Raw genomic sequence first — 14,574 nt, forward strand, 5'->3', positions numbered from 1 at the left:
GTCCTCACACCTTGACCAGCTGCTCCACCCGCCCCTTCTCGCCGAAGATGCGCAAATAACGCTTGATCTCCTTCTCATCGCCGGTCGACTTGGCGGGGTTGTCGGAGAGCTTGACCGCCGGCCGGCCATTGGCTTCGCTGACCTTGCAGACCAGCGAGATGGCGTCGAGGCTGTTGGTCTCGGTCGGCGCGCAGCCTTCGAAATCATTGGTGAGGTTGGTGCCCCAGCCGAAGGACATGCGCACCTTGCCGCGGAAATGCTTGTAGGTCTCCTCGATGGTCTCGACCTCGAGCCCGTCGGAGAAGATGAGCAGCTTCTGTTTCGGATCCTTGCCCTTCTCGCGCCACCAGGCGAGGATCTTCTCGCCGCCTTCGATGGGCGGCGCGCTGTCGGGGCGGAAGCCGGTCCAGTCGGCGATCCAGTCCGGCGCGTCGCGCAGGAAAGCGGACGTGCCGAACGTGTCGGGCAGCACGATCAGCAGATTGCCGCCATAATAGCGCTGCCAGTCCTGCAGCACCTTGTAGGGCGCCTGCCTCAGCTCCTCAACGGAATTGGCAAGTGCCGCAAACACCATAGGCAGCTCGTGCGCATTGGTGCCGAGCGCCTCGAGGTCGTTGTCCATGGCCAGAAGCACGTTCGACGTGCCGGTGAAAGCCTCGCCGATGCCTTCCTTCAGCGCCTCGACGCACCAGCGCTGCCACAGGAAGGAGTGGCGGCGGCGGGTGCCGAAATCGGAAATGCGGATGCCGGGCAGTGCCTTCAGCCGCTCGGTCTTGGCCCACATCTTGGCCTTGGCGCGGGCGTAGAGCACGTCGAGCGCAAACTGGCCGAAGGAGCGCATGGCGGCGCGCGAGCGCAGTTCGTTGATGATGGCGAGCGCCGGTATCTCCCACAGCGTGGTGTACATCCAGGGACCGGGGAAGGACAGTTCGTACTGGCCGTCGCGCTTGGCGAGTTCATAGTCGGGAAGGCGGAAATCCTCCAGCCAGGCGAGGAATTCCGGCTCGAAGATCTGCTTGCGACCATAGAAGGTGTTGCCGCCGAGCCAGATCATCTCCTTCTTGGTGAAGCGCAAGGTGCGAGCGTGGTCGAGCTGCTCGCGCAGTTCGCCTTCGTCGATCTCGTCGGCGAGCCGCACCGAGGTCGTGCGACTGATCAGCGTGAAGGTGGCGTCGACGTTGGGGTACATGCCCCAGATCATCTGCAGCATCAGAAGCTTGTAGAAATCGGTGTCCAGCAGGCTGCGGACGATGGGGTCCAGCTTCCAGGTGTGGTTGTAGACGCGCCGCGCTATATCGGTTCGTGCCATATCTGCTCACCCAAAAAGCGCGTCGCGCTTGCGTGATTCCAAGCGCGGCGCCTCAAGTCCCTGTTATGAAGCATTCCGGACGGAAAACCGCCGCGCAGCTCCCAGAATTGTTAACCAGCTGCGGTCTTAGCATTGTATTTTTGAAAGCGCTTCCTGCTTTGCAAGCTGGCCCGACAAAAACCAGCTATGCAAGTCCAGCGCTCAGGACGCTGCGCCAGAGCATTTCACCGTTGCATGGAAACCGCAAAATGCTCTTGGCTTTCTTGTTGTTGACGCCAATCTCCGGACGGAAGACCGCTCACACTTTTCCTGGAATCGCTCTAGCCCCGATCATCTTGAGCGCCGGGCGCTTCCTGCGGCTCGGCACACGGCCGGCGACCGGGGCATCGGCTCGGCCCTCGTCCTGCTCCTTTTCGGCAAACAGCCAGTCGATGAAAAGCTGGACGATCGGTGCCGAGCGCATCTCGTTGCGGCAGACGACATAGAAGTCATCGACCGCCGTCACCGACAAAGCGAAGGGCGCGACGAGCATGCCCCTGGCGAGCAGGGCGCGCGCGGTCACGGAATCGCCGAGCGCCACGCCGTGGCCGTGGACAGCGGCCTCCACCGCTATGCGCGCGTCGCCGAGGTGATGGCGGCGGCCGCGCTCCAGATCGAGCGCGTCGGCGGCGGCCAGCCAGGTGTGCCACTCGCGGCCGTCGTCGCCATGCAGGAAAACGTGGTCGGCAAGGTCGCGCACGCTGCGGATCGGGCGGTTGTTGATCAGCGTCGGGCTGACCACCGGAAACAGCTCGAGACCCGACCATTTGCGTATCCAGCAGTCGCTCCAGCTGCCATCGCCATAATGCACGCAGACGTCGATGTGCGGCGCGCGGATGTCCCTGGCGTCGTTGGAGGGGATCAGCGTCAGCTGGATGTCGGGATATTGCGCGGTGAAGGAGCCGAGCCGCGGCGTCATCCACAACAAGAGCAGCGCCGGCACGCAGGACACCGACAGCACACCGGTGCTTGCGGGGCGTGTCATGCGCTGCGTGGCCGCGGCGATGCCGTCGAAGGCCGCCGAAACCGCCGGCAGGAACTCAGCGCCGTGCGGCGAAAGCTTCACGCGCTGACCCGCGCGCTGGAAAAGCTTTACGCCGAGCGATTGCTCGAGCGCCTTGATCTGGTGGCTGACCGCGCCATGCGTGACATTGAGCTCGCCCGCCGCCTTGGTCAACGAGGCATGTCGCGCCGTCGCCTCGAAGGCGCGCAGCGGGTTCAACGGCGGCAAGCGCTTGGCCAAGGACAGCTCCCGACTTTGTGAGATTTTCTCACAGCAAAGACCCTAACAATATTAATTGATTTTTCAATACAGTTGCCCGACACTTTTGCCCGGAACAGCTCAACAGACGTAGATTTCGCAGGCGCCAGCGGGCAACGATCAGCCGGATGACTGCTGGCTTGGCAGCCGTCGGTGCAGCCGCCCGCTGCAAGCAGTCTCGGAGGAGTACCGGACATGGGTGACGATCGCGGCAAGCTCGAAGCGTTGCGCCGCAAATATGGCGAGAGCCATGGCGGCGAGATGTTCGACCCGAAATTCCGCAAGGTCGCCGACAAGATCTTCAGCAAGAGCGGCACCCGGCTGGCGCCCTATTCCGGCATCCCGACCTTCCTTGCCGCGCCTTACCGGCAGGTGGCGGCCGACAATCCGGATTTCGGCGACTTGCAAGTGGCGATGATCGGCGTGCCGATGGACCTTGGCGTCACCAACCGGCCGGGCTCACGCTTCGGGCCGCGGGCGCTGCGCGCCATCGAGCGCATCGGCCCCTACAATCATGTGCTGGAATGCGCGCCGACGCATGAGCTGCGCGTCGCCGACATCGGCGACACGCCGTTCCGCAGCCGTTACCGGCTGGAGATCAGCCACGAGGACATCGAAAAGCGCACCAACCAGATCGTCGACGCCGGCGTGCTGCCGCTTTCGGTCGGCGGCGACCACTCGATCAGCCATCCGATCCTGAAAGCGGTCGGTAAGCAGGCTCCCGTCGGCATGATCCACATCGACGCCCATTGCGACACCAGCGGGCTGTTCGACATGACCAAGTTCCACCACGGCGGACCGTTCCGCAACGCGGTCCTGGACGGCGTGCTCGATCCCACCCGCACGATCCAGATCGGCATTCGCGGCTCGGCCGAGTATCTGTGGGAGTTCACCTACGAATCCGGCATGACGGTGGTCCATGCCGAGGAAGTGACCGGCCTCGGCATCCCCGCCATCATCGAGAAGGCGCGGAAGATCGTCGGTGGCGGCCCGACCTACATCTCCTTCGACGTCGACAGCATCGATCCGGCCTTCGCGCCGGGCACCGGCACGCCTGAGGTCGGCGGGCTGACGACGCGCGAGGTGCTCGAGCTGCTGCGCGGCCTGAAGGGCCTCAACATCGTCGGCGGCGACGTCGTCGAGGTGGCGCCGCAATATGACGCGACAACCAACACCGCCCATGTCGGCGCGCAAGTCCTGTTCGAGATCCTGAGCCTGATGGTGTTCAGCCCGGCAATCAAGAAGGGCTGACACGAGAGCGTTTCACCGCTTCATGGAAACGGCGAACCGCTTCGTTTTTACGCAATTCCGGACGGAAGCTATGCGAAGTCGCCAAGCGTAGACCGCTTCCCGCTTTTCCTGGAATTGCTAACCAGTACGGCCGTCGCGCTGGAGCCGGCGGCCGGTTTCAACAACAAGCTTCCAGCAGGGGAACTAAAATGACTCTTCGCAACACACTGAAATCCGCACTTGCGGCACTCATCATGCTCGGCGCCGCCGGTCTTGCCTCGCAGGCCAAGGCCGACGCCATCGACGACATCACCAAGGCCGGGGCCATCAATGTCGGCATCTTCTCCGACTTCCCGCCTTTTTCCTCGGCCAGCGCCGACATGAGCATCAAGGGCTATGACATCGACGTCGCGCAGGCGATCGCCGATTCCTTGAAGGTGAAGCTGAACCTCGTCAGCGTCACCGGCCAGAATCGCATCCCGTATCTCACCGACAAGCGCGTCGATATCCTGATGAGCGTCGGCTATTCGAAGGAGCGCGAGCAGGTGATCGATTTCGCCGCCGCCTACGCGCCCTATTACATCGCCGTCATCGGCCCGGCCGAGCTTGCCGTCAAAGGCAAGGACGACCTTGCCGACAAGTCGATCGCCGTCAATCGCGGCACGCTGGAGGATACCTCGCTCACCCAGGCGGCGCCCGCCTCGGCCGACATCCGCCGCTTCGACAACTACAATTCCGTCATCCAGGCCTTCATCTCCGGACAGACGCAGCTCATGGTGGTCGGCAACGATGTCGGCGCGCAGGTGCTGGCCAAGCAGGTTGCATTGAAGCCCGAGCAGAAGTTCCAGCTGCTGACCTCGCCCTCGCATATCGGCCTCAACAAGAACGAGGATAGGCTGAAGAAGGCGGTGAACGATGCGGTCGCCAAGATGCTGGCGGACGGCAAGCTGGACGAGAGCTCGAAAGCCTGGCTGAAGACGCCGCTCAATCCCGACAACCTCAAGGATTGATCTCGCTTGGCGGTTCAGCGCGCATGAAGCGCTGAACCGCTCCCGTACTTGTTTCTTGCGCTACACGCTTTCCAACAGGGCCAATCGCGATGGGCTACAGCCTGGACTTCGGCTGGCTTGCGGGTGCAGCGGGCGTGATCGCGCGCGGCGCGGCGATGACGCTGCTTCTGATCGTCGTCACCACGCTGGCCGGCACTTTCCTCAGCATCCTGGGCGCCGCCGGACGCCGGAACGGCCCGAGGCCGCTCAAGCTGGCGATCGGCTGGTATGTCGAGGTGATGCGCAACACTCCGTTCCTGGTGCAGCTGTTCTTCATCTTCTTCGGACTGCCCAGCCTCGGCATCCGACTCGATCCGATCCTGGCCGCCATGCTGGCGATGACGCTCAACATGGCGGCCTACACGATCGAGATCGTCGGCGCGGGTCTGGACGCGGTGCCGCGCGGGCAGACGGAGGCAGCACTTGCGCTCGGGCTCAGGCCCAGGCAGGTGTTCATCAAGATCGTGCTGCCGCAGGCGCTGAAAGTGATCTATCCGGCGCTGACCAGCCAGATCGTCATCATGATGCTGGAATCGGCCGTGGTGTCGCAGATCGCGGTGCGTGAACTGACCTACGAGGCCGACATGCTGCAGGCGCGCACCTTCCGCGCCTTCGAAACCTATCTGGTGGTGACCATGGTCTATCTCGGCCTGTCGATGGGGCTGCGCCGGCTGCTGGTCAGCGGCGGACGCCGCGCACTCGGAGCCGGCGTGTCATGATCGAATTCACCCTCTGGGACATATTGCGCAACCTTCTGCTCGCCGCGCGGTGGACGGTGCTGTTGTCGCTTGCCGCCTTCGTCGGCGGCGCGCTGGTCGGGCTGGTCGTGCTGTTCTTCCGCATAGCCAAGAACAAATGGATCAAGCGGATCGCTTCCGGCTATATCGCGCTGTTCCAGGGCACGCCGCTCCTCATGCAGCTTTTCCTGATGTTCTTCGGCCTGCCGATGTTGGGGCTGCGCATCGAGCCATGGACCGCCGCGGCGCTCGGCCTCACCTTCTTTGCCAGCGCCTATCTCGCCGAGATCTGGCGCAGCGGTGTCGATGCGCTGCCGCGCGGCCAGTGGGACGCCGGCGCCAGTCTCGGACTGCATTATCTGCAGGAACTCAGGCTGATCATCCTGCCGCAGGCCTTCGCCATCACGCGCGCCCCGACCGTCGGCTTCCTGGTGCAGCTGATCAAATCGACGGCGCTGACCTCGATCATCGGTTTCGAGGAGTTGGTCAGGACCTCCAACGCCATCAACAACGCGACCTTCGAACCCTTCACCGTCTACGGGCTGGTGGCGCTGATCTTCTTCGTGATGTGCTTCCCGCTGACGCAATATGCGCGGCGGCTTGAGCGTGTCGCCGCGCACTGAAGGTCGACGAGGGCCGCCGCCTGACCGGCGGCCGCTCTTCTCAATGGCTGAACGACAGCGCCGGCGCGATGCGATCGCGCCGCAGCCAACGGACGAGCAGGAGCACCGCCACCACCGCCAGGCCTGACGAAAGGCCGATCCAGATGCCGACGCCGTTGAAGCCGAAATGGAAGGCGAGCAGCACGCCGAGCGGAAGGCCGACCCCCCAATAGCCGATCGCGGCATAGATCATCGGCACCTTGGTATCGTGCAGGCCGCGCAGCATGCCGGCGGCCACCGCCTGCGCGCCGTCGAAGATCTGGAACAGCGCGGCAAACACCAGGAAGGACACGGCAAGCGTGATCAACCTGGCATTGGCCGGATCGGCGAGATCGATGAAGGCGCTGATCAAAAGATGCGGCCATAGGATCATCACCAGCCCCATCAGCGCCATGAAGGAGACGCCGATGACAAAGCTGGTCCAGCCGGCGCGCGAGACGCCCTCGGGATTGCCGGCGCCATGTGCCAGGCCGACGCGCACGGTGACCGCCTGGTTGAGGCCGAGCGGCACCATGAAGGAGATCGAGGCGATCTGGATGGCAATCGCGTGGGCTGCCAGCGAATCCGCGTCGATCAGACCCATCAGCAGGGCTGCCGCATTGAAGATCGTCACCTCGAAGGCGAGGATGCCGGCGATCGGCAGGCCGAGCCTCAGCAGGCCGCGGAAGCGCGGCCAGTCGGAGCGCCAGAAGCGGCCGAAGAGGTGATAGCGGCGGAATTTTTTCTCCAGCACCACCACGGCCGCCAGTCCAACAAACATCAGCATGCTGGAAAGCGAGGTGGCGAGGCCCGAGCCGGCGATGCCCATCGGGCGGACGCCGAGGTTGCCGAACATGAAGACCCAGTTGAAGAAGGCGTTGCAGGCGACGGCGACGAAAACGATGATCAGCGCCCAGCCGGGCCGCTCCAGCGCCGAGATGAAGGAGCGCAGCACGATATAACCGTAAAAAGGCAGCACCGCCCATTGCAGCCAATGCAGGTAGATGCCTGCCTGGTGCGCGAGGTCCGGCTTCTGCCCCATGGCCAAAAGCACTTCTTCGCCATGCCAGAGGAACAGCCAGATCGGGATCGAGACGAGGACCGCCAGCCAGAGTCCTTGGCGCACGGTGCGGCGCAGGTCGCGCACCGAATGGCGGCGGCGGCCGAGCTCGGTCGCCATCATCGGCGAGGTGGCGAGCATCAGGCCAAGCCCGAAGATCAGCGGCATGAAATAGAGGTTGGAGCCGAGCGCGCCGGCGGCCAGCGTGTCGGGTCCCAAACGGCCCATCATCATGACGTCGGTCGCGGTCATGGCGGTCTGGCCGAGATTGGTGAGCACCATCGGCCAGGCAAGCGACAATGTTGCCCTGATTTCCTGACGCCAAAAATTTTCCGGCGCGCGAGCGCCGGCTTCGATCGCAGACATTTTCCGCTCTTCAGACCACGGCGCGTCGGGACTCGCCCGGAAGCCGCACGCAAACGGCGCAAAATGGCGCCGTTTGCGCCGTCTTGTGAACGAAATGCGACATATTGGCAAGGAGGAGGAGCGGCGACCTATTGAGCCAGCGGGAAGCGCAAGAGCCGGGCCTTCTATTGGATGGTGTCGAGCGCCTGCCGCTGGCGGTGCATTTCGAGGAAGATGCGATAGTCGCGGTCGAAGCGAGCGCCGGCGGCCGGATTCGGGGGCCGCGTCCTGCCGCCCTGCTGCATGGCCACGCAAGCGGCGTTCAGGTCGGGGTAAAGCCCAGCGGCGGTCGCAGCGACCATGCCGGTGCCGAGCAGCACCGCCTCGTCGGCCAGCGGCTCGATGACGGTGCAGCCGGTGGCATCGGCATAGAGTTCCATCAAGAGCGGGTTCTTGGTGTGGCCGCCGGTGACGTGCAGCGTGTCGATCAAATAGCCGTTCTCGTTCAGCGCCTCGAGCACATGGCGGACGCCGAGCGCGATGCCGACGGCGGTGCGCCAGTAGAGCTTGCACAGGCTGTCGAAGGAGGAATCGAGTGTCAGCCCGCTGACGACGCCAACCGCGTGCGGGTCGGCGAGCGGCGAGCGATTGCCGTGGAAATCCGGCAGCACATGCAGCCGCGCCGCCAGCGCATCGCCCTCGGCGGCGCGCAGTTCGGCGACGCGCTTGGCGATCCTGGCATGCATTGCCGCATCCGGCTCGCCGCCGGCGCCGTGCCAGCGGATGATGTGGTCGAGCAGAGCGCCGGTCGCCGACTGACCGCCTTCCGACAGCCAGAGCTTTGGCAACGCCGCGCCATAATATGGTCCCCAGACGCCGGCGAAAGGCTGCGGATCCTGCGACATCGCCATGACGCAGGACGAGGTGCCGGCAATCAGCGCCAGGTGCCGGCTGATGTCCTTCTCGTCGCCGGCGAAGCCGCCGAGCACACCGAGCGCGCCGGCATAGGCGTCGATCACCCCGGCGCCGACCCGGCATTTCTCCGTGAGGCCGAGATCTGCCGCCGCATCGGCCGTGAGTTGCCCGATATCGGTGCCGACGGGGCTCGCCTTGTCCGGAAGATTGCCATGCTCGAAGAGATCGCCGATGCCGACGAGCTTGAAGAAATCGCGCCGCCAGCCCGTCTCCTCATGCGCGAGATACGTCCATTTGGCCGTCAGCGTGCATTGCGAGCGGGCGAGCGATCCGGTCGCTTTCCAGGTCAGGAAATCGGCGAGATCGAACAGATAGCCGGCTTCATTCCAGGTGGCGGGCAGGTTGCGCTTCAGCCACATCAGCTTCGGCGTTTCCATTTCCGGCGACATCACCCCGCCGATATAGTCGAGCACTGCATGGCCGCTTCTGGTGCATTCGTCAGCTTCGGCGATGGCGCGATGGTCGAGCCAGACGATGGTGTCCCAGCGCTTCTCTCCCGTGACCGAGACGCTCAGCTGATCGCCCCGCCTGCCGCGCACCACCAGCGAGCAGGTGGCGTCAAAGGAGATGCCGACAATATCCGATGCGGCGACGTTCGTCTTCTCGCGCGCGGCCCGCACGGCGGCGCAGACTGCCGACCAGATATTTTCCGAATCGTGCTCCGCGTGATCGGGCTTAGGCTGGTGCATGGCGATCGGCCGCTCGGCGCGGCCGAGCAGGTTGCCATGCGAGTCGAGAATGCCCGCGCGAGCGCTCCCGGTGCCGACATCGACCGCGCAAACGAAACTCGTCAAGATGCTTTTACTCTCGCTCCCAGGTCTGCAATCAGGTCGGGCAATTGCAGCATGTCAGCGAATATAAAGTCCGGTTCGGTCGACGCAAGCCGCGCCTTGAGCGCAGGGTTGTTTGCATGCGATCCGCCGGTGAAGGCAAAGACACGCATCCCCGCCGCTCGCGCCGCGGCGATGCCGGCCGGGCTGTCCTCGATGACAAGGCATTTGCCCGGATCAGCGCGCATCGCGGCGGCGGCATGGAGAAACAGGTCCGGCGCCGGCTTGCCGCGCTTGACCATGGCGGCGCTGAAGAGGTGCGGCTCCAGCAGGCCCAGCAGGCCGGTGACCTCGAGCGCGTAGCGGATGCGCTCCAGCGTGCCGGAAGAGGCGACGCAATGGGGCAGGCCAAGCTTCGGCAGGATCTCCTTGATGCCGGGGATCGGCTTCAGCTCCTCGCGGAACTTGCGCATCAGCTCGACGCGCATGGCGGTGAGATGCTGGTCGCTGATCTCAAGCCCGAAATCGCTGCCGAGGATCTCGCGCACGCTCTTCATGCTCTTGCCGAGGAAATGCTCGTAGGCGGCGTCCTCCGAGACCGTGCCGCCGGCGAGCTCGATCATGCCCAGCAACGCGGTCACCGAAAGCGCCTCGCTGTCGACCAGCACGCCGTCACAGTCGAAGATGACGAGCTCGGGCGTCATTGCGGCTGCGTCCAAAGAGCTTCAGAGCTTATCGGCGAGATAGCGCGTCAAGGTTTCGCGCGCGCCGTTCGCCCACAATTCGTTCAGCGCATGGGCGAAGGCTTCGGCAAAGACGGCGGAGCGGCCGACATCGCCATAGATGTCGTCCATCGCCAGCCAGGCCTCGGGCGAGTTCTTCGCCGCTTTGGCGGTCGCCTGCATCCGGTCCCAGTTCGGATCGTTCGGCTCGATGACGGCGCCGCTGTCGGTGGTGCCGAAGCAGTAGCGGCACCAGAGCGCGGACTCCAGAGCCAGGCCGGCAACACCTTTCCCCGCCTTCAGTCGGTCCGCGGCGGTCGGAATTATGAATTTCGGCTGGCGGTTGGAACCGTCGAGGCAAAGCCTTCGGATGGTGTCGCCGATCTTGGGGTTGGAGAAGCGGCGCTCGATGAGCTGGTAGTAATCCTCGAGCACCGTGTCGGGCACCGGCGGCACGGTCGGGATGATCTCGTCGCGCTCCACCTTGGCGAGAAAGCGGCGCACCAGAGGCTCCTGCATCGCCTCATGCACGAAATGGATGTCCATCAGGCCCGCCGGATAGGCAATGGCTGCGTGGCCGCCGTTCAAGATGCGGATCTTCATCAGCTCGTAAGGCGAGACATCCTTGACGAACTGGACGCCGGCCCGTTCCAGCGGCGGCCGGCCGGCGGTGAAATGATCTTCCAGCACCCATTGTTTGAACGGTTCGCAGAAGACCGGCCAATTGTCCTCCAGCCCGAAATCATTGGCCAGAATGCTGCGCTCGCGATCGGTGGTGGCCGGCGTGATGCGGTCGACCATGCCGTTCGGGAAAGCGACGTTGTCCCTCACCCAGTTGGCCAGAGCCTCGTCGATCAGCCGGGCAAGGCCGATGACGCCGTCGGAGGTGACGTGGCCATTGTGGGGGATGTTGTCGCAGGACATGACCGTGAACGGCACGATGCCGTCGGCGCGCCGGCGCACCAGTCCGGCAAGAATGATGCCGAAGACTGTCTTCGGTGCCGCACCGGGCTGGGCATCGACGACTATGTCGGGATGGGCCGGATTGAACTTTCCGGAGGCCGGATCGATGAAATAGCCGCCCTCGGTGATGGTCAGCGACACAATCTTGATCGCAGGGTCGGCGAGCTGCTCGACGATCGCCTCAGCATCGCCCGGCATCAGGAAATCGACCATGGCGCCGGTGACGCGGGCGCTCATATGGCCCTGGTCCTGCTCGACCACGGTGGTCAGCCAGTCCTGCTCCTGCAGCCTGGCGCGGCCGGCCTTCTCGCCCTCGAACACGCCGGCGCCGATCAGCGCCCAGTCATGGCCGAGGCCGGAATTGAATAGGTCGTCGAGATAGACAGCCTGGTGCGAGCGGTGGAAGTTGCCGACGCCGAAATGCACGATGCCGGCCTTCAGCGCGGCGCGATCGTATTTCGGACCGGAAACCTTCGACGGAAGCTTGGCGAGGTTCGAGGAAGAGAGTTTCACGGTCATCTTACTTACCCTTTGGCCGATATGCAGCCCGACAATCCAACCCCCAATTCACCCGCTTGGGGGAGCGGTGAGGGGCAGCATCCGTTTGCCGGTATGCGCCCCTCACCTGCCCCGCGACGCGTCCTCCCCGGAGGAAGAGAGGCGCGCTTCCCCCTCAACTCATCCATTGACCGCCATCGACGTTGTAGGTCTGGGCGACAATGTATTCGGCCTCGTCACTGGCGAGGAAAACCGCCATGCCAGTCAGATCTTCGGCTCGACCCATGCGGCCATAGGGCACGCTTTCGCCGACGAGCCTCTTCTTCTCGCCCTTCGGCCGGTTCTCATATTTGGCGAACAGCGAATCGACGTGATCCCAATGCTCGCCGTCGACGACGCCCGGTGCGATGGCGTTGACGTTGATGCGGTGCTTGATCAGGTCGAGTCCGGCCGACTGGGTAAGCGAGATGACGGCGGCCTTGGTGGCGCAATAGACCGCGACCAGCGGCTCGCCGCGGCGCCCGGCTTGGCTCGCCATATTGATGATCTTGCCGCCCCGGCCAGCAGCGATCATCGAGCGGGCCGCCGCCTGCAGCATGAACAGCGTGCCGGCGACATTGACGGAGAAGAGCTTGTCGTAGCTCGCGCGGCTGATCTCGACGATGGGCGCAAGGTCGAACAAGGCGGCATTGTTGATCAGGATGTCGAGGCCGCCGGCGTTCGCTTCGACGGCTTTCACGCCGGCCTCGATCGAGGATTGGTTGGTGACGTCGAGCCGGATCGCGTAAGCGGCAGAGCCGATATCCTTTGCCGTCGCTTCCGCCGCTTCGAGATTGATGTCGGCAATCGCCACCCTGGCGCCTTCGCGAACATAGGATTCGGCGAAGGCCCTGCCGATGCCGCGCGCCGATCCGGTGATCAGCGCCGATTTGCCTTTGAGCCTCACTGCGCCAGCGCCTTGCCGTCGGCGCCGAAGCGATGGAGCTTGGCCTTGTCGGGCGTCAGGTAGACGGTGTCGCCGTGCTTGACGGCAACCTCGCCGTCGGCGCGCACATTGATCGTGCCGATGCCATCGGTCTGGACATGCAGGAAGGTGTCGGAGCCGAGATGCTCGGCAACGCCGACCGTCGCCTTCCAGTCGCCGGCCGTGGTCGAGATGTTGATGTGCTCGGGCCGGATGCCGATGGTCTTGGCGCCGTATTTGTCGGCCGGCGCGCCTTCGATCAAGTTCATCTTCGGCGAGCCGATGAAGCCGGCGACGAACAGGTTCTTCGGCGTCTTGTAGAGTTCCATCGGCGAGCCGACCTGCTCGATGTTGCCGGCATTGAGCACGACGATCTTGTCGGCCATGGTCATGGCCTCGACCTGGTCGTGGGTGACGTAGATCATCGTCGTCTTCAGCTGATGATGCAGCTCGCTGATCTCCAGCCGCATGGTGCCGCGCAGGGCTGCGTCGAGGTTGGACAGCGGCTCGTCGAACAGGAAGGCCGATGGCTGGCGCACGATGGCGCGGCCGATGGCGACGCGCTGGCGCTGGCCGCCGGAGAGCTGGCCCGGGCGCCGCTCGAGATAGTTGGTGAGGTTCAAGACGCGCGCCGCGTCCTTGACCTTCTTATCGATGGTCGCCTGGTCCTCGCCGGCCATCTTCAGCGGGAAGGCGATGTTCTTGGCGACCGTCATATGCGGGTAGAGCGCGTAGGACTGGAAGACCATGGCAAGCTTGCGCTTGGCCGGCGCCTCGCGGGTGACGTCGCGGCCATCGATGCTGATGGTGCCGCCGCTGGTGTCCTCCAGCCCGGCGATCAGCCTGAGCAGCGTGGACTTGCCGCAACCCGAGGGGCCGACGAACACGACGAACTCGCCGTCCTCGATGGCGAGGTCGATGTTCGGAATGATCGTCGTCGACCCGAAGGACTTGGAGACGTTCTTGAGCGTGATGTTTCCCATGGTTTCCTCCCCGGATTTCGTCCGCCGCTTACGGCTTACTTCACGGCGCCAAAGGTCAGGCCGCGCACCAGCTGCTTCTGGCTGAACCAGCCCATTATCAGGATCGGCGCGATCGCCAATGTCGAGGCCGCCGAGAGCTTGGCCCAGAACAGGCCCTGCGGACTGGAGAAGGAGCTGATGAAGGCGGTGAGCGGTGCGGCCTCGGTGGTGGTCAGGCGGATCGTCCAGAACGCCTCGTTCCAAGCCAGGATGATGTTCAAGAGCATGGTCGAGGCAATGCCGGGAACGGCCATGGGCGTCAGCACATAGATGATCTCGTTCCACAGCGAGGCGCCGTCCATGCGCGCCGCTTCGAGGATCTCGCCCGGGATCTCGCGGAAATAGGTGTAGAGCATCCAGACCACGATCGGCAGGTTGATCAGCATCAGCATGATGGTGAGGCCGATGCGGCTGTCGAGCAGGCCGGTGTCGCGGAAGATGAGATAGATCGGGAACAGCACCGCGACGGCCGGCATCATCTTGGTGGAGAGCATCCACATCAGGATGTCCTTGGTCCGCTTGGTCGGCGAAAAGGCCATCGACCAGGCCGCCGGCACGGCGACGATGAGCGCAAGGACGGTCGAGCCGACCGACAGGATCACGGAATTCAGGAAGAACTTGAAATAACCGCTCTGCGCCTGCACCTCGGAGTAGCTTTCGGTGGTGCCGGACGGGATCAAGGCGAAGCCCTGGATCGCCTCCTGTTCCGACTTGAAGGAGGTGATGATCGTATAAAGGATCGGGAAGAAGATCAGCAGGGCGACGACCCAGGCCGCGACTGTTGCGATCGTCTTGTGCTGGGTGGTGACTGCGCGTGCCATGTCAGGTCCTCCCGTATCGGCGATGTTGGCGGCAGGGTCGACCCCCACTCCGGTTTGCTGCGCAAACCACCTCTCCCCCGATCGACGGGGTAGAGGAAGCGCGGGGCTTCGATGCAGGCGTTTCCTCTCCCCCGGGCAGGGGGAGAGGTGTCCCGCGCAGCGGGACGG

The 14,574-nt window shown here is 64.2% G+C and carries 13 protein-coding genes; 4 read left to right on the forward strand and 9 right to left on the reverse strand.

Annotation, left to right across the window (positions count from 1 at the left end):
* Positions 1-4: 4 nt before the first annotated feature.
* On the reverse strand, positions 5-1,309 hold the full coding sequence (pncB, locus tag EOA79_RS21355; protein ID WP_127335083.1) for a nicotinate phosphoribosyltransferase: 1,305 nt from the start codon (positions 1,307-1,309) through the stop codon (positions 5-7).
* 298 nt (positions 1,310-1,607) lie between these two features.
* Positions 1,608-2,591, reverse strand: coding sequence for a transcriptional regulator GcvA (gene gcvA / locus EOA79_RS21360; RefSeq protein ID WP_095825554.1), 984 nt, complete (start codon positions 2,589-2,591; stop codon positions 1,608-1,610).
* Positions 2,592-2,804: 213 nt separating this feature from the next.
* On the opposite strand from gcvA, the gene speB reads away from it, so the two are divergent.
* From speB to EOA79_RS21380, 4 genes are all read left to right on the forward strand, one after another.
* Positions 2,805-3,860, forward strand: a complete 1,056-nt coding sequence (speB, locus tag EOA79_RS21365) for an agmatinase (RefSeq protein ID WP_095825553.1) — start codon at positions 2,805-2,807, stop codon at positions 3,858-3,860.
* Between the two features lie 188 nt (positions 3,861-4,048).
* Positions 4,049-4,849: a transporter substrate-binding domain-containing protein gene (locus EOA79_RS21370; protein ID WP_067323996.1), complete on the forward strand. Its 801-nt coding sequence runs from the start codon at positions 4,049-4,051 to the stop codon at positions 4,847-4,849.
* 89 nt (positions 4,850-4,938) lie between these two features.
* Entirely contained in the window at positions 4,939-5,607 is a 669-nt protein-coding gene (locus EOA79_RS21375) for an amino acid ABC transporter permease (RefSeq protein WP_095799104.1), read from the forward strand.
* Positions 5,604-6,248 carry an amino acid ABC transporter permease gene (locus EOA79_RS21380; protein WP_066999193.1) on the forward strand — a complete coding sequence of 215 codons (645 nt, stop codon included), beginning with the start codon at positions 5,604-5,606 and terminating at the stop codon, positions 6,246-6,248. The genes EOA79_RS21375 and EOA79_RS21380 overlap by 4 nt, the downstream gene beginning before the upstream one ends.
* A 40-nt stretch (positions 6,249-6,288) precedes the next feature.
* Here the strand turns inward: EOA79_RS21380 and EOA79_RS21385 are convergent, their stop codons facing one another.
* From EOA79_RS21385 to EOA79_RS21415, 7 genes are all read right to left on the reverse strand, one after another.
* Positions 6,289-7,692, reverse strand: coding sequence for an MATE family efflux transporter (locus tag EOA79_RS21385; RefSeq protein WP_095825552.1), 1,404 nt, complete (start codon positions 7,690-7,692; stop codon positions 6,289-6,291).
* Between the two features lie 164 nt (positions 7,693-7,856).
* Positions 7,857-9,443, reverse strand: coding sequence for an FGGY-family carbohydrate kinase (locus EOA79_RS21390; protein WP_095825551.1), 1,587 nt, complete (start codon positions 9,441-9,443; stop codon positions 7,857-7,859).
* Positions 9,437-10,120, reverse strand: coding sequence for an HAD family hydrolase (locus EOA79_RS21395; RefSeq protein ID WP_095799101.1), 684 nt, complete (start codon positions 10,118-10,120; stop codon positions 9,437-9,439). The genes EOA79_RS21390 and EOA79_RS21395 overlap by 7 nt, the downstream gene beginning before the upstream one ends.
* 21 nt (positions 10,121-10,141) lie before the next feature.
* Positions 10,142-11,620 carry a mannitol dehydrogenase family protein gene (locus EOA79_RS21400; RefSeq protein WP_127335084.1) on the reverse strand — a complete coding sequence of 493 codons (1,479 nt, stop codon included), beginning with the start codon at positions 11,618-11,620 and terminating at the stop codon, positions 10,142-10,144.
* A gap of 154 nt (positions 11,621-11,774) precedes the next feature.
* Entirely contained in the window at positions 11,775-12,545 is a 771-nt protein-coding gene (locus EOA79_RS21405) for an L-iditol 2-dehydrogenase (RefSeq protein WP_095799099.1), read from the reverse strand.
* Positions 12,542-13,546, reverse strand: a complete 1,005-nt coding sequence (locus EOA79_RS21410) for an ABC transporter ATP-binding protein (protein ID WP_066999175.1) — start codon at positions 13,544-13,546, stop codon at positions 12,542-12,544. Before EOA79_RS21410 ends, EOA79_RS21405 begins: the two co-directional genes overlap by 4 nt.
* A gap of 35 nt (positions 13,547-13,581) precedes the next feature.
* The gene (locus EOA79_RS21415; protein ID WP_067323984.1) at positions 13,582-14,406 is read right to left on the reverse strand and encodes a carbohydrate ABC transporter permease; all 825 of its coding nucleotides are present in this window, start codon (positions 14,404-14,406) and stop codon (positions 13,582-13,584) included.
* Positions 14,407-14,574 lie beyond the last annotated feature (168 nt).

The organism is Mesorhizobium sp. M1A.F.Ca.IN.020.03.2.1 (genome assembly GCF_004023205.1).
In the GTDB taxonomy this organism is placed as follows: domain Bacteria; phylum Pseudomonadota; class Alphaproteobacteria; order Rhizobiales; family Rhizobiaceae; genus Mesorhizobium.

Bases quoted from the DNA above. Each gene is read 5' to 3' on its own strand.
- EOA79_RS21380 (WP_066999193.1), top strand. From the start codon at position 5,604: ATGATCGAATTCACCCTCTGGGACATATTGCGCAACCTTCTGCTCGCC.
- EOA79_RS21400 (WP_127335084.1), bottom strand. From the start codon at position 11,620: ATGACCGTGAAACTCTCTTCCTCGAACCTCGCCAAGCTTCCGTCGAAG.
- EOA79_RS21385 (WP_095825552.1), bottom strand. From the start codon at position 7,692: ATGTCTGCGATCGAAGCCGGCGCTCGCGCGCCGGAAAATTTTTGGCGT.
- EOA79_RS21415 (WP_067323984.1), bottom strand. From the start codon at position 14,406: ATGGCACGCGCAGTCACCACCCAGCACAAGACGATCGCAACAGTCGCG.
- EOA79_RS21410 (WP_066999175.1), bottom strand. From the start codon at position 13,546: ATGGGAAACATCACGCTCAAGAACGTCTCCAAGTCCTTCGGGTCGACG.
- pncB (WP_127335083.1), bottom strand. From the start codon at position 1,309: ATGGCACGAACCGATATAGCGCGGCGCGTCTACAACCACACCTGGAAG.
- EOA79_RS21395 (WP_095799101.1), bottom strand. From the start codon at position 10,120: ATGACGCCCGAGCTCGTCATCTTCGACTGTGACGGCGTGCTGGTCGAC.
- EOA79_RS21370 (WP_067323996.1), top strand. From the start codon at position 4,049: ATGACTCTTCGCAACACACTGAAATCCGCACTTGCGGCACTCATCATG.
- EOA79_RS21375 (WP_095799104.1), top strand. From the start codon at position 4,939: ATGGGCTACAGCCTGGACTTCGGCTGGCTTGCGGGTGCAGCGGGCGTG.
- speB (WP_095825553.1), top strand. From the start codon at position 2,805: ATGGGTGACGATCGCGGCAAGCTCGAAGCGTTGCGCCGCAAATATGGC.